Origin of the sequence: Acinetobacter sp. 18QD2AZ41W, from assembly GCF_009829025.1 — a bacterium.
Taxonomy (GTDB): Bacteria; Pseudomonadota; Gammaproteobacteria; order Pseudomonadales; family Moraxellaceae; genus Acinetobacter; species Acinetobacter pseudolwoffii.
Genome location: NZ_WURP01000006.1, coordinates 129,429 through 147,749, shown reverse-complemented (window position 1 = coordinate 147,749; position 18,321 = coordinate 129,429). Strand labels below are relative to the sequence as shown.

The following is an 18,321-nucleotide window of genomic DNA, read 5'->3' as shown; positions in this document are numbered from 1 at the left end:
TCTTAAAAACTGCTGTCGGGCTGGGTCAGGAAGGTTAACTCTTCATCGGTCGAGTCACGACCCAGGGTCTGGTTGCGATGAGGGTAGCGCCCAAAGCGGTCGATAATCACCTTGTGCTTTTTCTCGAACTCCAGATTGGTCGGATTGCCCAGACGCTGGAACAGCTTTAATGCGAATTCATGGATCAGTTTAGACTCACTGTGCATGAAAGGCATATATAAAAAAGCGCGTTGTTCCGGGCTGAGCTGTTGATCCAGATCCAGGCTAATAGCTTCTTGCGCCAAGGCCAGTGCCAGACTGTCCTGAGCAAAAGCTTGCGGCGAATCACGGAATAAATTTCGTGAAAATTGGTCTAGAACGATAACTTCAGCCAGACGGCCTTCGGCGGTTTTACGCCAGGACCAGAGTTCAGCCTGGGCGGCCTGCTGATGCGTGCTCATGAACTGCCGCGCGATACTTTGGTCGAATTCATGACTCTGGCTAAACCACAACGGCTGGCTGTCAGCATGAAACCAGAAGTCTAAAATATCTTGATAATTCATAACATTTACAATTCATTAGCATTTATTTATTCATAAAATCACAAATTTCACATGTCTTATAGAGGAACTTTGTGTTAAAAAATTGCCAAATTAAAAATCAATGGTTTGCCTGAAAACTAGACAGCCTATCATGTGCCGGCCAGAAATCACGTTATACTGATTAAACTGATGATTTTAATTTAATAGTTTAGCCCCTTTAAGCGAGATTGTAATGAGTCAACCTGAACCGACTTCCCAAAATGTGTTACCGACCTGGGTAGAGTCGTCACTCATCAAAGGCATGCTGCGTGGTATTGAGCGTGAAAGCTTACGTATGCAGAGTGATGGTTTCCTGTCACAGGCAGGGCATCCGCGTGCCTTGGGTTCAGCCTTGACTCATCCACATATCACCACAGACTATTCTGAAGCCTTAATGGAGTTTATTACGCCGCCGCAGGACACGATCAAAAAAGCCTTGGACTATCTCACTGATATTCACGCGATTGTGCATCGTCATCTGGAAAATGAGGAAAAACTCTGGCCGATGTCAATGCCCTGCATGCTGGATAGCCGCGATGAAAGTATTCCGTTGGCGCAGTATGGCAGCTCGAATATCGGCTTATTTAAAACCTTGTATCGTCATGGCTTGGGGGTGCGTTATGGTCGCCGTATGCAGACCATTTCAGGGGTGCATTATAACCTGTCTTTCCCGGATCATCTGTTCGAAGCCTTACAGCAGCAGGAGCAGGATGAAGCACTCAAGGACTTAAGCCTGCAGGATTATCGCAGCCACCGCTATATGGGGCTGATCCGTAACTTTATTCGTCTGACCCCACTGGTGATGTTCCTGGTCGGTGCCAGTCCGGCAGTCTGCCAGTGCTTTATGACCGGTCGTGATCATCATCTATTGCCCTTGGTAAAAGGCACCCTGTATACCCCTTATGCGACAGCATTGCGTATGGGACGATTTGGCTACCAGAACTCAGCCCAGAAACAGCTCGGCATTCACTATAATAACTTGCAAGACTATCTAGAAGGACTGCAAAAAGCAGTCAAAACGCCGTATAAACCCTTTAGTCGTCTTGGACTAAATGCAGCAGATGGCCAGCCGACTCAGATCAATGATCATGTGCTGCAAATCGAAAATGAATATTACAGTCTGGTACGTCCGAAGCAGGTGCCACAAGAGGGTGAAACCCCATCTCAAGCGCTGGAAAATCGCGGGATTGCCTATGTCGAGCTGCGGGCAGTCGATGTCAATCCATATAGCCCGATTGGCATCAATGAAGACACCGCCGGCTTCCTGGAAGTGGTGGCCTTGTATTGTTTATTGCAGGACAGTCCAGCACTTTTCGGTGAGGAGCAGGAGATCATTGAGCAGAATCAGACCGAAGTGGTAAATCGTGGCCGTGCGCCGAATGCTGCAATTCTGGCAGATGGTCAATGCTATCCGATTGAAGACTGGTGTGCCATACATCTGCAACGCATGCAGCCTCTGGCCGAGCTGCTCAATCAGACCTATGCAACCGACCTGTATAGCAATGCCATGAAGATGATGCAGATCCGGGTCGATGAAGTTGATGCAACTTTATCTGCCCTGGTGGTGGGCGATACACGCACTCAAGGCAGTATGTGGCACTTTGGCCAGCATTTGGCTCAGCAACATAGCAGTGTTTATGAAGCACACCAGCTTAGCCCGGAAACACTGGCTTATTTTGAAGAAATGTCACAAAAGTCATTGCAGCAACAACAGCAACTCGAGCAAGATAGCAGCGTCAGTTTTGCTGATTATTTAGCCCAATATCGATAAAAAATAAGAGGATTCACCATGCAATGGGGTTATCGCTTCGTGAGTGGTATGTTATTTTTGGCTGCTGTCATTGGAATGGCATTTGCCTTATATCTTGAGCATGTACAGGGCCTGGCGCCTTGTCCACTCTGTGTGTTTCAGCGTGTGGGATTAATTGGACTGGGGATCATCTCACTCATCGCATGTCTGCATAACCCTAAATCCAATATCATGAAGCGGCTCTATGCCTTGCTAGGTTCGCTGAGTATTTTATGGTCTGTGGGCGTTGCTGCCCGGCATGTCTGGTTACAGAATCTGCCACCGGATCAGGTGCCGAGTTGTGGTCCTGGCCTGGAATACTGGCTGGAAACCTTGCCAATGCAGTCAGTGTTGCAACAGGTACTCAATGGTTCTGGCGAGTGTGCCACCATTGACTGGACTTTCTTGGGGCAATCTTTGCCGGTCTGGTCTCTGATCTTCTTTAGTATTTTATTGCTGGTCAGTCTATGGCAACTGCTGCGCAAATATAAAACTGCACCGGTTAAACGGCTCAGAGATAAATATTAATAAGTTCGCATTAACAAGCCCTCAATTGAGGGTTTTTTAATGCGCTGAAAGTTAAGTCAGGGCAATACCTTCCAGACTTTCCAGATCAATTGTATATTCACGAATTTGATCAAAGGCTTCATCTTCTACACTTGGATAGAACCAGCGTGCCACCTGTTCGGCGACCAGCGGATGATATTGAATCTCGAAATGGTTCAAGCCATAGAAAATAGCCTTGTGGGCATCCGGAACTTTGAGCTGGAAACGCGGATTGGGATGCTCGCCCAAAGCGCTTTTGATACTGACCAGATAGTCGCCAATCACGTGCAGGGTCTTGTTTTTGCGGTTTTCAAATTCGATCGTACCCGCGACCAGATAGGTGTCGATATGCGACGGAATCGGGGCAGGTTTACGGTTGTCATCCATAAAGCCGATCCGAAGCGCATTATGCTCCCAGTCATCATCACGGACGCTGCCATGGCGTAAATCCAGAATTCCATTACTGCGAATATTGACCAAATGACCAATCAGCCGGATCAGCGGGAAATGTCCAAGTTTGTCCTGCAAGCTAAACCCAAAACGTTCCAGTACAGCACCATGATGTGGTGAGCCGAGACAGACCAGATTCTCCACCATATTGATCCAGCCATACATATTCTGCTTGCCATAAAACAGCGCACTACGAGAGACCAGACCCCCCATGCTATGCCCGATCAGGTCAATACTGGTAATTCTCGGATTGCGAGCAACTAGATCCTGCAAGGTATTGGCCAGACTGCGGCCATTGGCTGAAATTCGCCGACCGGTATTGTAATTCAGATACAGCATGGTATTGCGGTCGCGCTGGGCCAGTAATTTTTCTCCAATCCCTTCATATTTGCGATTTGACCAGTCTAAATGGTTCATGCATAAGCCATGTACAAACAGGGTAATCCGTCCGCTCAGCTCACCATTTTGCAATGAGCCATAATGATCATAGATCACCATGGGCAAGGCCAAAGGGTTTTGATATTTCAGCAGATAATCCCCAATAATGCCATTTAAGGCACTGACCAGAAAATACAAGGAAGGCGTCAGCGGCTTATTATGCAGTTTGGGAAAACGTTCAATAATCTGGCGTAGACCGGGTGCAATCAGGGTATTGCCATAATGAAACAGCATGTCATAGGACATTTGATAGAGCCGGGCAATCGATGGAATATTCTGAATTTTTTGTGAATTATTCTCACTTAGACCAAAAATACTCATTAAAATTTCACGCTGAATACTCTTGATCAGTTCCTGAATCACGTCGTTAAAGCGCGTCGTCACCAGCTGCGCCAGACCTTCCAGTACATCGGCCTGACTCGGTGGGGTTCGGTCCCAGCGACAATAGGTTTCATGTAACGGTGTCAAACTTGGCATCTGATGCTGTCCTTTCAATGAGCCGCATGATTTGTCATCTTTCTTTTTAAAGAACTTCGCGGTATAAATTCTTTTTCTTGTCGAGTTTCCAGATATTGAGGCCTTCATTCTAAAATAGCGAGAATTACAGAATACTTCTGGCTTTTTTGTCAGACAATTTAAGTAATTAACGGGTCTTATAATGTAGTGTACTTCACATTTTTTAAATTAAATTTTGATGATGAATGGGTTTTTTGTTGGTAGTTCATGAATATCATTTATTTGCATGGCTTTAAAAGTAATGCCCACTCGATCAAGGGGACATTGCTGCAACACTACTGTGCAAAATACTCCGGGGTTCAGGTGCATTTGCCTGATTTAAATATGTCGCCACTGGCTGCGATTCAGCAGCTTTCCGAGCAGATTCAGTCAATGCAAGATGTGGCGCTGGTGGGCAGCAGTCTCGGCGGATTCTATGCGACATATCTGGTCGCACAGCATGCTGTGCCTGCTGTACTGATTAATCCGGCAATGCGACCATGGCAATTGTTTCGTGAACTGTTTGACGAGCAACTGCCTTTGCAGGTGCATCCGAACTGGTGTCTGGATGATGCAGATCTGCTGCAACTGCAACAATTGGCCCTGCCAGTTGCACAAGATGCAGACAAAATGCTGGTTCTGCTGCAACAAGGCGATGAAGTTTTGGATTATCGTGAAGCACATCGTTATTATAGTGCTGCGCGTCCCCCTGCAATGCTGATGACCGAAGCGAATGGCAGTCACGGGATGGATGATTTTGCGGAGAAAATTCCGCTGCTCTTACAGTTTTTGTTGGACTGCATAAAAAAGGAAACCGAATAACGTGTCTCAATATACGGCTCAATCTCTTGAAGTTTTATCTGGTCTGGATCCGGTACGTCGTCGTCCGGGCATGTATACCGATACCTCTCGTCCGAACCATCTGGCGCAGGAAGTGATTGATAATGCTGTCGATGAGGCCTTGGCCGGACATGCCAACAAGATTACCGTCACGGTCTGTAAAGATGGTTCATTATCTGTCGAAGATAACGGTCGTGGTATGCCAGTCGATATTCATCCCGAATATGGTCAAAGTGGTATTGAAATCATCATGACCAAACTGCATGCCGGTGGTAAGTTCAGCACCGATAACTACCAGTTTTCCGGTGGTTTGCATGGCGTGGGGATTTCAGTCGTTAATGCACTTTCGACCCGTGTAGAAGTTGAAGTTCAGCGTCAGGGCAACCTGTATAAAATGGCCTTTGAAAATGGTGAGCCGGTTGCACCTCTTGAAGTGCTGGCAGGCAAGGCGCCTAAACGTGCCTCGGGAACTACGGTACATTTCTGGCCTGAAACCAAATACTTCGATTCACCCAAATTTGCCTTAAAAGCTTTAAAGCATAATCTCAAAGCCAAAGCGGTTTTGGCTGCGGGCTTACAGATCAATTATATTGACCAGATCAATGACGAAAAGATCAGCTGGCAGTTTGAAAATGGTCTGGTCGACTATTTGATGGATGAGCTTGAGGATCGTGAAATCATTCCTGCACCGGCTTTTGTTGCAACAGGTGACGCTGAGCATGCTAGTGCCGAGTTTGCGATTTGCTGGAATGTAGAAGGCGGCGATAGCATTCAGGAGTCCTATGTCAACCTGATTCCGACCGCGCAGGGCGGTACCCATGTCAATGGTTTACGTTCAGGCGTGACCGATGCCATGCGTGAATTCTGTGAGCTGCGTAATCTGTTGCCGCGTAATATGAAACTCTCTGCGGAAGATGTCTGGGATGGTGTCAACTATATTCTGTCGCTGAAATTCCAGGAGCCGCAGTTCTCGGGACAAACCAAAGAGCGTCTGTCGAGTCGTGAAGCCTCAGGTACGGTGCAAAATATTGCCAAAGATGCATTTGCACTCTGGCTAAACCAGAATTCTGATATCGCGATGCAACTGGCTGAAATGGCCATTTCTAAAGCGGGTCGCCGTTTAAAAGCCGCGAAAAAAGTAGAACGTAAAAAAATTGTGGCCGGTCCAACCTTGCCGGGTAAATTATCCGACTGTGTTGGACATGATCTGGATCAGTCGGAACTGTTTATTGTGGAAGGCGATTCTGCGGGTGGTTCTGCCAAACAGGCGCGTGATAAAAACTTCCAGGCGATCATGCCCATTCGCGGTAAAATTCTAAACACTTGGGAAGTCTCTTCGGATGAAGTTTTGGCATCGCAAGAAGTACATAACATCGCGATTGCGATCGGTGTCGATCCGGGTTCAGATGACCTGTCCGAGCTACGTTATGGCAAAATCTGTATTCTGGCCGATGCCGATTCCGACGGTCTGCATATTGCAACTTTGCTCTGTGCCCTGTTCGTCAAGCATTTCCCGACCTTGGTGGAAGAAGGGCATTTATTCGTTGCCATGCCGCCCTTGTATCGGATTGATGACAACAAAGACGTGCACTATGCCCTGGATGATGACGAGCTCAATGGTATTTTGAAAAAATGCAAAAGCAAAAATCCGCAAATTACCCGATTCAAAGGTCTGGGCGAGATGAATGCCAGCCAGTTACGTGAAACGACCTTAGATCCAAATACACGCCGTTTGGTGCAGCTGGATTTGGATGATAGTCATTTTACCGCAGGTTTACTGGATAAGTTACTTGCGAAAAAACGTGCCAGTGACCGTAAGGAATGGTTAGAGCAAAAAGGCAATCTGGCAGATATTATTGTGTAATAGCACTCTTTTTTAGATCAAGAGCCCGCAACTGCGGGCTTTTTGCTGGCTTGAATCTAAGCCCTATTTTTTCGATCTGAGTGCTGATATTTTTATATCTGAAACCGATTAATTCTCTACTTTTAAGAAAACTCCTGCCGCTGAAACATTATGCCCAAAGCCACAACCTGAATCACCACTATTTTGCTTAAGCACTGCACGACTTCCGAGTTTGGCATCAAAGCCTAAAGAGATATCGATTTTGCAGTCTTCAGAGCGATATTGTGCCTGTGTTTTATTCAGTGGCATCGTGGTATTAAATCCACCTAGATTTGGTCCATAAATCAAACTGCGTAAGCCCATATAGAGACCTTCATATTCGATCGCATAATGTTGCTGCTGTTTGACAATTTTCAGCGTACTCCAGGCACCAAAACCGGCATGCTGTACATAAGTACCTGCAAGTTCAGTGTCCTTTTTAGGTGGAGGAAGCTGTTTTAAATTAAATTGACTACTTTTAGCATCGGGGTAAACGGAGAACCAGGCACGTGCCCATTGAGGCTTGCCAAGTTTGCTATAGCTTAAACCCACATTATTAAATGCTGTTGTAATGGCTTGTTCAGAGAAAGAGGTTTTAGCTTCATCCCGGTTCATTTCACAAAAAGATGACCAGGCAGCTTGTTGCTTAAATTGTGCTATGGCCTGTTGATAGTGTTTTTGATCATAGAATTTTTTGCCATTATTGGCGTAGCTCTTCACTTTACTGCAGCTTGTACGAAGTTCTTTTTCAAAATCTGAATCGGCAAAAGTTAGTGTACTTAAAGTTAAAATACCAATACAACATAGAGATTTATACATTGTTTTACTCTGGACGGCTTTGATCTGAATAAAACATAGCCAGCTTTGGAAGTAAATAGAGTGTCTGTTTCGATACCAGTTTAATAAAAGAGAAGCCGGTCTAAATAACAGGAGATTTAAAGAGCCGTTACTTCGGCCTGCTCCAAATTCAGTTGTAATAGCACCAGATCGCGCCATTGACCAAACTTTTGTCCAACTTGCGGCATATAAGCACTTTGCACAAAGCCCAGTTTTTCATGCAGGCGAATCGACGAGATATTTTCTGAATCAATCGCTGCGACCATGATATGCAATTGCTGTGCTTGAGCCTCTTCAATTAAATGCTTTAATAAGATAGAACCTAGACCTTGTCCTGCATAATCCGGATTTAGAAAAACTGAATGTTCTACCGTGTGTTGAAAGCCTTGAATACTACGAAACTGGTCATAGCAGGCATAGCCAGCAACACGCTGATCTTGTCTATCTTCAACCACAAAAACCGGGAAATTTTGATTCTTCAACTGCTTAAACCAGATTTTAAAATAGTTCAAATCAAAGGCTGTTCTGCTCCAGGTCGCAGTGCCATGTAGCACTTCTTGATTATAAATCTCGAGGATGGTTTCAAGATCATGCTCGGTGGCATGTCGAATTTGAAAATGATGCATATTTTTGTTCTAGTTTGGCTTGAATAAGGGATGAAAAAAAGCAGAACCGAAGTTCTGCCTTTGATCATACCTCAATTAGAAATGATACTTCACCAGTGCACTGACATCATGTTGGTCGATATTTGTACCGAACTTGTTATTCCAGACCGAATGCTCGATACCTAGATAAAGTTTAGTCTCGGGAGAAATGTGTTTACCCACATTCCATTTATATTGACTGGTCCAGTTGAGTTCACTTTTATGATCGGGACCTTCAGCAGTTGACCAATCCAGGAAAGCATCTGCCAGAAACTCTTCACTGCCAATTTTAAATGGTACCGCATAAGTGATCGTCATTTGATAATCATCTTTTTGCAGATCATTGTCGGCTTTATAGAAGTTGATGGTTGCATAGTTGGTATAAGGGATCGCTAAATTAAAACCAACACCATATAGGTAGTTGTTAAAATCACTACCCTTGGCACTGTTGCCTTCCCAAGTCGTTGCAATCAATATGTCTGTGATAGGGCCTAGTTCAAGTTTCTGGCCAGTTACCGCGCCAAGGCTTAAACGTGGTGCAACTTCAAAATAGGTTTCGTTACCATTTGGATCATTGTTGGTACGATCCGCAAAGGCAAAGAAATCGCCATATTTAAAACCGGCTGCATATTCAGCAGTAACTGTGCTTTGCTCAATTTTTTCATCTTGAGTTGAAAATGGTACTTTATAGTTTTCACCATAAAGGCCGGTCAGGCTAAAGTCTTGCCAGATTGGTTTTGCCTGGGTAAATGTTGCAGTGGTAGCCAATGCACAAAGTGCCGCGAGTTGTGTCAATTTCATTTAAATCTCTCCCCCAAGAAAGCAGAGTAAGCATACAGATTAATGCGTAAAAATAAAGTTAAAATTGATCGTTGACCTAAATATCTCCAAGTCTTCAGCATGAGGAAATATTTGATCTCATCGATAGACATTTCCGAAAATAAGAGATGAGTTTTTAAGTCATTATTATTAAAAAAAATTTAAATCAGGCAGTATAAAAACCAAGAAAGCTTTATTGAAATAATAAAGCTGAAACTCTCTTTAATCGAATTTAAATCTCACTGTTTTTTTAAGTGTTTTGAGTTTGCAAGATTGCCATCTCATCATTCATCAAAAAGAGAAAGCACAATAGCGATGTATTTTTAGGGCGAATATTTTGCTAAAAAGCATGAAAATGTTTGGCTCGATGAAGCTATTTGGCCGGTATTTAAGCGACTATAGCTGCCAGAATCTTTAAATTCCTGTTCATTTTGTGTAATAAATTCAAGCTTTAATCAAAGTTTTTTGTTTATTTATTAAACTGTTTGGCTTGTGGAGAAATCATCCTGACCGGTCATTTCCTGCATACAAAAAGCCATAAGAACATTGTGTTTAGGGGAAGATATAAGAATTTTTGAAAATCTTTAAGAAGAGTAGAAAACAATCACCAGCCTAGCAGAGGGAAGGATCATTGTAAGGCTTGTCACGCTTATATTTCCCAGAAAATCTACTTGATTATTGCTTCTGAGATTTTCAGATAAACTCTTCAGATTTTGCCATTATTTCAGCTCATGAATAGAGTGGTTTGGATGTTATTTGTACTTTTTTATAAGAATATTTCGCTATTAATTTTTGATGAAATCATATGAATGATAATGTAATTGAGAGAGGTCAATAACCCTATTTTAAGCTGAGTAAACAGTTGTCACAATCCATTATTCTTTTGCTAAAAAGCCAAAATAGGACTTGCATATTTTCAAGATAGGGCTGATATTCGAGATATAAGGACACGGTTCTGCAGACTCAAAAATGTGTTCATCATTCAAAGTGGAGGGTGTAATTCCAATCATTTGAAGAAGTGAAATGCGATGCGAAACAGCAAGCTACAAACGTGCCAAGATAAAAATTTTTGCACTCAAAAAGTTACAAAGATTGAGGATGGTAATTTATGAATATTGAACTTCGTACAGATAAACACATTCAGAATAGCGAGCGTTTAATTGATTATGTACGTGAAGAATTAAATCAAGAATTCCAGCGCCATAGTGAGCGTATTACTCATTTTTCAGTCCATCTCAGTGATGAAAATGGCGCCAAAGGCGGTGATGATGATATTCGCTGCATGATAGAAGCGCGTCCTGCAGGGTTAAAACCCGTGGTCGTCAATCATCGCGCTCACAATGTGGATACTGCCATTCGTGGTGCGATTGACCGGCTAAAACGCAGTCTGGAACATGTGATTGAGAAAAAAGACAATGTTCGTCCTGGTGCCTTAGCACTGGCAGATACAGATACTGCAGCAGAGATTGACGAGTAATGCTGACCGATTTTAAAAAGCCCTGCGGGGCTTTTTTTGTATGAAATAAAAATATAATAGTGAGAAGCGCAACAAAGCCGCACGTTATTCGGCATAATAGTCGAAAACGAATGAAAGTGAGCTCCATCATGTTAACTGCGCAACAACAGCTTTTTGTGCAAGCACTCGAAGAATTAAATCTGGATCAGGTAAAGCAGCTTTTGGCAGATGGACTCAATCCAAATTTTATTGATCATGACAAAGGCCCGGTAATTTCGGTCTGGTCAGATGGTTTATTTAAATGGTGGGAAGAGGTATGCGAGTTATATGAAGCCGGCACCCCACTTTCAGCTGAAGAAAAACAGGCAAGATTGGCTGTACATTTACAAATTCTGGAAGAATTGATCCAGGCCAAAGTGAATTTGCATCTCTGGGATGCAGAAGAAATTTATGGCCCATTATGGGATGCTGCAAGTGCCGCATGTGCACCTGCCGTGCAGCGTTTACTCGATGAAAAAGTTGATCCAAATAGCAAAGATGAAGATGGCATGACCATTTTATCTTCGATCAGTGACCTGTTCTTCGATTGTGATTTTGATGAAATTAACTGGTCAGAAGCCTTGGATGAAGAAAAACAGACGCTAGAACTCCTGCGTAGTCATGGCGCAAAAATGAGCAAAGAACTGGGTTAAATTTTAATAAAGAGCACCAAGATGACAATATTAAAAACTTTGGGTTTAATTGCACTGACTGGTTGCAGTGCATCACTTTTCGCAGCAGATTTTGAATTTGATCGACCAGGTGAAGGTCTGAGTACAGGCATTACCCCGGTCGGAAATGTTGCCTGGGAGCAAGGTTTGCCCACAGCCCGCTACAGCAAGTCGGGCGAGAAAACGGTAACGACACTGAATGCAGATATGTTGTTACGTACCGGACTTAGTGATGGTCTGGAGTTGCGTCTGGGCTGGGAAGGCCCTGTCTGGTCACAAGTCAAATCCAACGGTCAGACGAATGAAAATGATGGTCTGGGCGATGTCAGTATTGGTCTGAAAAAAGCCATTGATCTGGATGATGACAAACTGAGTCTGGCCTTGCTGGCCGAAGCAGTTATTGCGACAGGCAATGCCGGTTTCAGTAATGAAGAAGATATTTACAGCCTGGGTTCTGTCGTATCGTACCAATATAATGACTTGGTCAGTACCGCATTGACTATGCGTTATGAATGGCAGGACAGCAATTGGGCCATAGCTGCGATTCCATCGATCGGCTACCAGATCACCGATCGCTGGTCAGGCTATTCGGAACTGATTTACCGTAAAGCTGAAAGCATCGATAATGAATACGCGCTTGGCACTGGGGTAATGTATGCACTTAATGACCGGGTTCAGCTGGATGCCAGTGTGGGAGTTGATCTGGACGGTGCAGAGCGAAGCTACTTTTCAGGTTTAGGCGTATCCTTCTTATTCTAGGACACTCCAGTTTCGTGATGATCAGAAACCCGCAATTTCAGAGCTGGGGCAAAATACTTGCCCCGGTCATCTTGGGAAGCTTCGTGTTTAGCAGTCCAGCTCAGGCCGAAACAGCGCTCTTGTCTGCCGAGCAGGCTTTTCCTGTTCATGTGATTTCTACCAGTCAGCAACAGGCTGAACTGAGCTGGCAGATTCCGGATAACTATTATCTGTATCAGCATAAAATTGAAGTGCGGCAGGGCAATCAGCCTGTATTGCTTGAATTACCGCCTGCTAAAGATCTGTATGATGACAACTATGGGCATACCCAGGTGTATTATCAGCAGTTAAGGTTTCAGATTCCGACGCAGGCCAACCAGTCCTATCAGGTGAGCTGGCAGGGCTGTGCCAAAGACCGAATCTGTTATCCGCCGCAAAGTATTCAGTTCAAGACAGATCTGTCAGGTCTGGTGCAATTTGAAGCTGCCGGCCCAGGAAGCAAGCGCTTACTTGATCTAAACGGGTCATCACTGCAACACAATACCCTGTTTAATACAGCGGATTCCTCAGAATCTACAGCAGATGCATTTTCTGCATCCCCTAGCGGGCAACCCGCAGTCGGTGCGGCACAAGACCAAAAATGGTCAGCTCAATTGCTTGAACGCTCTTTGGGTTATGGACTGTTACTGTTCTTTGGCTTAGGAATCTTGCTGGCTTTTACCCCATGTTCCTTGCCGATGCTGCCGATCCTGACCTCGCTGATTGTACGGGACAGCAAAGGTGTCAAAGCCTGGATGATCGCCCTGACTTTTGTCAGCAGTATGGCCGCGGTCTATGCGGTGCTGGGTTTAATTGCGTCTTCGGCCGGCCTGAATTTCCAGCGTTGGTTGCAGCAACCCGGTACCCTGATCGCGTTTAGTGTGTTGTTTGTCCTGTTTGCCCTGAATCTGTTTGGACTGTTTGAGATTAAACTGCCACAACGTCTGGTTCAGCGTCTGGATCGGGCTCAGGCCATGCAGCAGGGCGGTAGTTTGGTCAGTGCTGGAGTCATGGGCATGATCTCGGCGCTGCTGGTCGGGCCATGCATGACCGCACCGTTGGCGGGTGCACTCTTGTTTATTTCCCAGACCCAAAGCCAGTGGCAGGGTGCCTTGCTGCTGTTTACCCTCGGTTTTGGCATGGGCACACCTTTACTGCTGGCCAGTATTTTGGGTGCACGGGTACTACCTAAAGCCGGGCACTGGATGAATCAGATCAAAGTGCTCTTTGCCTTTATCATGCTGGCGCTGGCACTGTATTTTATTCGCCCACTGATTTCAGAAGCGACTTTACAGTGGTTATCCTTAGGCTTGGGCATGGCCTTTGTGGCCTATGTACTGTTCCGGATTTTCTGGCATCGTACTGGCTTGAGGTGGTTGTATATCCTGTGTCTGATGATAGCGCTGCCTTATATCAGTTATAGCCAATATCAGCATAGTCAGCGGTTTTTTGTTGAGCAGTCCAGTACAGAAGCCCAGTGGCATGTGGCACGCAGCGCAGCAGAATTTCAGCAGATTTTGAATACAGCACCGCAAGGGCAAAAGATCGTGATTGATGTCTATGCCGACTGGTGTGTCGCTTGTCAGCCGATTGAACATCGTATTTTAAAATCTGCACAGGTACAGCAGGCTCTGGCACCTTATTTCCTGATCAAGCTGGATTTAAGCCAATACAATGCCTCGCATCAAATGCTGTTAAATCAATGGGAAATTCTGGGACCACCAACCTATTTATTTCTGAATGAGCAGCAGCAGGAAATTCGCGGTTTACGTTTGACCGGTGCTTTTAGCGAAGCAGAATTGCTGGCCCAGCTGCAACGTCTGGCTCAAAGCTCAACCCTATAATATTCATAATCATCGAAAAAGCTGAACCCGTTTAAGAAACCTGCATCTGTGCAGTCACCGGCTCAACATAGGCTTTGACCCGATTACGTCCACCGGCTTTGGCCTGATAAAGCGCCTGATCGGCCTGACTGAGTAGCTGTTGTGGGCGTAACTCGGCTTTGGAAATAGCAATTCCGAAACTGGCAGTCACCGGAATCGGCTCACCTTCATCACTCATCATCTGTAATTGCTGAATCGCGCTGCGGCAGCGTTCTGCTACTTGTTTGGCTTTTTCCAGACTGGTATTTTTCAGCACCAAAATGAACTCTTCACCGCCAAAGCGGCCCACTACATCACTTTCGCGTAACTGTTGGCTTAATACAGCACTGACTTCAACCAAGGTTTCATCGCCCTTATGATGACCATACAGATCATTAATTTTCTTAAAGTGATCCAGATCTAAGAGAACCAGGGCGTAATGGGGTACAGCCGTAGCATTGAGCTGATCCAGACATTGATTGATACTGCGCCGGTTAAACAGGTTGGTGAGCGGATCAATCTGACTGAGCTGCTTGATGAGTTCTTCACGATGACGCCATTGGCTGAGTAAAATTTCAAATAACACCATGCATACAGCTAAAATTGGGACAATGAAATACAGCATTGAAAACAGCCAGAAAGCATTATAAAAATGCTTGTCCTGAATGTTGAATAAAGGAGAATAAGGCAATTGCTGACTGAAGCTCAAATAAGCGCAACCGCCTAAAAAGAGCGAGGCTGGAATCAGCATGCTATAAACCAGCCTGCGATGAAACAGCACCAGTCCCACCATAATTAAACAGACATAGGATGTGGTGGCCACAGGACTGATCACCCCCACGACATAGGCATCACGGCACAGCGAAATTACAAAAGTACCAACTGCCAGATAGGGCAAATAACGTTCCACCAGAGGATTGCCCTGAAATTTATAACAGGGATAAATCAGTGCCAATAAAATCACTAAAAAGCTGCTGTTCAGGATAACTTGGGTATGAACCCGTTCTAACTGAACATATTGCCAATACTCTGGATTGAATAAAACAAAGATATCCCAACCGAGCCAGGTCAGATGTACGCCGCAGCCCAAAGCCAGCATCAGGATGCACTTTTTGAGAATACTCCAGTTCATCACGACTTCATCTTCGACCAGATATTTCGTGATTCTGTGTTTGATTATTTTTTGTAATACAGGCGATATTCGCTTCATGTTGTCGGTCTGACTTAAATTATTATGGCAACTTTTTAAGATTTATTGACTATTTATAGCTTTATTTACATAAGATAACATAAGTTTTAACGCTTGATAAACCACAATATTTAAGGAGTCTGCAAAATAGGAATTTCTAATATTAAAGCTGGTTTTGTTCTAAATTCAGAATGATGTGTTTTATCTGTGCTAATTATTTCATGCAACCTAAGCCTTAAAATGGCTGCATTAGTTAGATAGCCCCATAGATGAGAGCGAAGCCATGAAAGTTTTACAGATTGATTCCAGTATTTTAGGCGATGCCTCTATTTCGCGTCAGCTGACTCAGGCGTTGGTGAGTCAGTTACAACAAAAACATGCCCAGGCCATCGAGCTTGAATATCTCGATCTTGCTGCACAGCCGATTCCACATCTCACGGCTGAAATTTTAATGGGTCAGAATGCAGAACAGACTGCATTAGGCGAAGACATCCTGCAGCAGTATTTACAGGCAGATATCGTGGTGATTGGCGCGGCCATGTATAACTTCGGTTTGCCATCGACGTTGAAAGCCTGGATTGACCGGATCTGTGTGGCGGGACGTACGTTTAAATATACCGAACAAGGCCCTGTCGGTCTGGCTGGCAATAAAAAAGTATATATTGCCAGCAGCCGTGGCGGAGTTTATGGGGAGCAAAGTCCTGCCGATTTTCAGGAAGCTTTTTTGAAAACCGTGTTTAACTTTACCGGCGTAACCGATATTGAAGTGATTCGTGCTGAAGGCGTGAACATGGGCGAAACGATCAAGGCACAAGCCTTAGAGACGGCACTGCAGCAGGTTCAAGCCATCTAAATATCCAAAAACAACTCAAAAGGTCAGCCTATGCTGGCCTTTTTTATATGGATGAACAGTAATTAATCTCGATCCAGACGGTGCGCGAAGGCTGCCAGATCGCTCAGCGCCTGTTGGGCTTCCTCAAACCAGGCACTGAACATCTGAAAGTTATGCCACATGCCGGTATACAGTTTAAATTCCACATCGACACCCGCCTGTTCGGCTTTTTCCTTAAAACGACTGGCATCATCCAGTAGAATTTCCTTGGAACCGACCTGAATATGAGTTGGGGGCAAGCCGCTTAAATCGGCGAAAAAGGGCGAAACTTCCGGATCACCCCGATCGATGGCACGCGGGACATAATATTCAATGCCAGTTTCAACTGTTTCCAGAGACAGCAGGGCATCATGTTTCTGGTTATAGCGCAACGATTCACTGGTCAGGGTCAAATCCAGCAAAGGAGACAACAGAATCAAACCACTCACTTGTGGGAGGTTTTCTTTTTGTAATTTGAGCGCCAAGGCCAGCGCCAGATTGGCCCCACAAGAATCACCGGACAGGATGATATCTTTGGCCTGAACGCCTTGATCGAGCAATAAGTTATACACATCAAACAAGGCTTCCAAGGCCTCTGGATAGGCAGATTCCGGTGACAGCGGATAATCTACATGCAGTACCTGCATCTGGGTTCGAGCCGCAATTTGAGTCATAAAGGCACGATGGGTATTTAAAGAGCCTAAATAAAATGCCCCGCCATGAATATGAAAAATCAGCTGAGTCGACTCTTGCTGCGGCTTAATTTCCTCTGCGCGCAGACCCGCCAGACGTAGCGAACGAATTTGTACGGTTTTGTCTTGTGGAAAGAGTTTGCACATCTGCTCCAGTGCAATGCGCATTGAACTCGGTGGAAGATTGAATCTGCTCGGGGCACGAATGACTGTCTTTAAGATGCTTTCTGTAATTAATTGTTTTGTTAACGGGCTTATCTTCATTTTCCTTCCATCTTTTTGTGCTTTTATTGATCATGTAGATTATTTACCAACCATATTTACAAGGTTACACTAAATAGTCACAGCTAAAAATTGAAAAATTGTTGTGACTTTTTAATACTACAGAGGTCTATTTTCAGACTAAGGAAATGAAGAAAAATGAAAAAAATAGCGCTTATGTTAGGACTACTAGGCTTATCTGTACTGGCAAATGCCGCAGATCCTTTAAATGGCACGGTTTGGAAAACCATTGATGATAAAACCAAGCAGCCTAAGGCCATGGTTAAATTTACTGAACAAAAGAACGGTACGTTGTCAGCAAGTATTCAATCTGTGTTAACACCAGGTGAAGAAAATGCCTGTACCAAGTGTGAAGGTCCGTACAAGAACAAGTCACTCAAAGGCTTGACCATTGTGAAAGGTCTTAAGAATTCAGGTGGTACCAGCTATGACAGTGGTTCAATTCTGGATCCGCAATCTGGTAAAACTTACAAACTAAAAGGCCAACTGGCAGATGGTGGCAAGAAACTTGAGCTTCGTGGCTTTATTGGTGTGGCAGCATTAGGCCGTAACCAGACTTGGGTTCGTGCAAACTAATCCAGTTCGAGAGAAAGATAAAAGCCTGACTGCTGTCAGGCTTTTTTGTATGGATTATTTAGAATAATAATTAATTACTTAAGGTGCGATAAGCCGCGTCATCAAAACCGGCAATAAAACCTGTGGGCGTGGCCAAGATCGGACGTTTAATTAAACTGGTATGAGTGCTTAATGCGGCAATTAAAGCATCTTCACTGGACAGCGCCGTTTGCTGCTGTTCTTCAGTCAGTTTGCGCCATGTGGTTCCTTTTTTATTTAATACCACATCCTGACCCAGCGCATTCAGCCAGACTTTAATGGTATCAGCATCGATGCCCTGTTTCTTATAGTCATGAAATTCATAGCTCAACCCCAGCTCAGTCAGTAGGTCAAAAGCTTTTTTCATCGAATTGCAGTTTTTAATCCCGTAAATTTTTAACATATTCGCCATCTAACACATCTTAAATCATGGCCTAGCTTAACCAAATTCGCAGCAGTCGACCATGCAAAATAGAGTGAGAAGAAAATAATTTAAAATAGGGAGGTAGAATCGTCATCAAAATGACATCAATGCGCTTTAAAATGATTAACCAGAAAAACAACAATAAAAAAAATAATAATTTTAGG

At 44.4% G+C, this 18,321-nt stretch carries 18 protein-coding genes; 10 read left to right on the top strand and 8 right to left on the bottom strand.

Annotation, left to right across the window (positions count from 1 at the left end):
- Positions 1-2: 2 nt before the first annotated feature.
- A complete protein-coding gene (locus tag GVV58_RS10510; RefSeq protein WP_005173312.1) occupies positions 3-542 on the bottom strand; it encodes a DUF924 family protein in 540 nt (179 codons plus the stop codon).
- Between the two features lie 211 nt (positions 543-753).
- Between GVV58_RS10510 and gshA the strand changes: the two genes are divergently transcribed.
- The gene (gene gshA / locus GVV58_RS10505; protein ID WP_074383841.1) at positions 754-2,331 is read left to right on the top strand and encodes a glutamate--cysteine ligase; all 1,578 of its coding nucleotides are present in this window, start codon (positions 754-756) and stop codon (positions 2,329-2,331) included.
- Positions 2,332-2,349: 18 nt separating this feature from the next.
- On the top strand, positions 2,350-2,877 hold the full coding sequence (locus tag GVV58_RS10500) for a disulfide bond formation protein B (protein ID WP_005094960.1): 528 nt from the start codon (positions 2,350-2,352) through the stop codon (positions 2,875-2,877).
- 51 nt (positions 2,878-2,928) lie between these two features.
- On the opposite strand, the gene GVV58_RS10495 is transcribed toward GVV58_RS10500, so the two are convergent.
- Positions 2,929-4,260: a hypothetical protein gene (locus tag GVV58_RS10495; protein WP_100329526.1), complete on the bottom strand. Its 1,332-nt coding sequence runs from the start codon at positions 4,258-4,260 to the stop codon at positions 2,929-2,931.
- 246 nt (positions 4,261-4,506) lie between these two features.
- Here GVV58_RS10495 and GVV58_RS10490 point away from each other — a divergent pair, with 246 nt between their 5' ends.
- A complete protein-coding gene (locus tag GVV58_RS10490; RefSeq protein ID WP_005094963.1) occupies positions 4,507-5,100 on the top strand; it encodes a YqiA/YcfP family alpha/beta fold hydrolase in 594 nt (197 codons plus the stop codon).
- A gap of 1 nt (position 5,101) precedes the next feature.
- Entirely contained in the window at positions 5,102-6,982 is a 1,881-nt protein-coding gene (gene parE, locus GVV58_RS10485) for a DNA topoisomerase IV subunit B (protein ID WP_159516500.1), read from the top strand.
- A 108-nt stretch (positions 6,983-7,090) separates the two neighbouring features.
- On the opposite strand, the gene GVV58_RS10480 is transcribed toward parE, so the two are convergent.
- The 3 genes from GVV58_RS10480 to GVV58_RS10470 form a co-directional block, all read right to left on the bottom strand.
- Positions 7,091-7,819 (bottom strand): hypothetical protein, encoded by a 729-nt coding sequence (locus tag GVV58_RS10480; protein ID WP_074383844.1) that lies wholly within the window; start codon positions 7,817-7,819, stop codon positions 7,091-7,093.
- Between the two features lie 116 nt (positions 7,820-7,935).
- Positions 7,936-8,463, bottom strand: a complete 528-nt coding sequence (locus GVV58_RS10475; RefSeq protein WP_159516499.1) for a GNAT family N-acetyltransferase — start codon at positions 8,461-8,463, stop codon at positions 7,936-7,938.
- A gap of 75 nt (positions 8,464-8,538) precedes the next feature.
- On the bottom strand, positions 8,539-9,282 hold the full coding sequence (locus GVV58_RS10470) for an outer membrane protein OmpK (RefSeq protein ID WP_005094972.1): 744 nt from the start codon (positions 9,280-9,282) through the stop codon (positions 8,539-8,541).
- A gap of 1,126 nt (positions 9,283-10,408) precedes the next feature.
- On the opposite strand from GVV58_RS10470, the gene GVV58_RS10465 reads away from it, so the two are divergent.
- From GVV58_RS10465 to dsbD, 4 genes are all read left to right on the top strand, one after another.
- A complete protein-coding gene (locus GVV58_RS10465; protein WP_005094974.1) occupies positions 10,409-10,777 on the top strand; it encodes an HPF/RaiA family ribosome-associated protein in 369 nt (122 codons plus the stop codon).
- A gap of 128 nt (positions 10,778-10,905) precedes the next feature.
- Positions 10,906-11,448, top strand: a complete 543-nt coding sequence (locus GVV58_RS10460) for a hypothetical protein (protein WP_005094976.1) — start codon at positions 10,906-10,908, stop codon at positions 11,446-11,448.
- A 21-nt stretch (positions 11,449-11,469) separates the two neighbouring features.
- Positions 11,470-12,225 (top strand): transporter, encoded by a 756-nt coding sequence (locus GVV58_RS10455; protein WP_159516498.1) that lies wholly within the window; start codon positions 11,470-11,472, stop codon positions 12,223-12,225.
- A gap of 20 nt (positions 12,226-12,245) precedes the next feature.
- Positions 12,246-14,087 (top strand): protein-disulfide reductase DsbD, encoded by a 1,842-nt coding sequence (gene dsbD / locus GVV58_RS10450; protein ID WP_171502644.1) that lies wholly within the window; start codon positions 12,246-12,248, stop codon positions 14,085-14,087.
- 31 nt (positions 14,088-14,118) lie between these two features.
- Here dsbD and GVV58_RS10445 read toward each other — a convergent pair whose 3' ends face one another.
- Entirely contained in the window at positions 14,119-15,315 is a 1,197-nt protein-coding gene (locus GVV58_RS10445) for a GGDEF domain-containing protein (protein ID WP_159516497.1), read from the bottom strand.
- A gap of 262 nt (positions 15,316-15,577) precedes the next feature.
- On the opposite strand from GVV58_RS10445, the gene GVV58_RS10440 reads away from it, so the two are divergent.
- The gene (locus GVV58_RS10440) at positions 15,578-16,147 is read left to right on the top strand and encodes an FMN-dependent NADH-azoreductase (RefSeq protein WP_005094985.1); all 570 of its coding nucleotides are present in this window, start codon (positions 15,578-15,580) and stop codon (positions 16,145-16,147) included.
- A gap of 62 nt (positions 16,148-16,209) precedes the next feature.
- Here the strand turns inward: GVV58_RS10440 and GVV58_RS10435 are convergent, their stop codons facing one another.
- Positions 16,210-17,121, bottom strand: a complete 912-nt coding sequence (locus GVV58_RS10435; protein ID WP_005173280.1) for an alpha/beta hydrolase — start codon at positions 17,119-17,121, stop codon at positions 16,210-16,212.
- Positions 17,122-17,277: 156 nt separating this feature from the next.
- Here GVV58_RS10435 and GVV58_RS10430 point away from each other — a divergent pair, with 156 nt between their 5' ends.
- A complete protein-coding gene (locus tag GVV58_RS10430; protein ID WP_005173279.1) occupies positions 17,278-17,715 on the top strand; it encodes a DUF2147 domain-containing protein in 438 nt (145 codons plus the stop codon).
- A gap of 70 nt (positions 17,716-17,785) precedes the next feature.
- Here GVV58_RS10430 and GVV58_RS10425 read toward each other — a convergent pair whose 3' ends face one another.
- Positions 17,786-18,136, bottom strand: coding sequence for a Spx/MgsR family RNA polymerase-binding regulatory protein (locus tag GVV58_RS10425; RefSeq protein ID WP_034609159.1), 351 nt, complete (start codon positions 18,134-18,136; stop codon positions 17,786-17,788).
- Positions 18,137-18,321 lie beyond the last annotated feature (185 nt).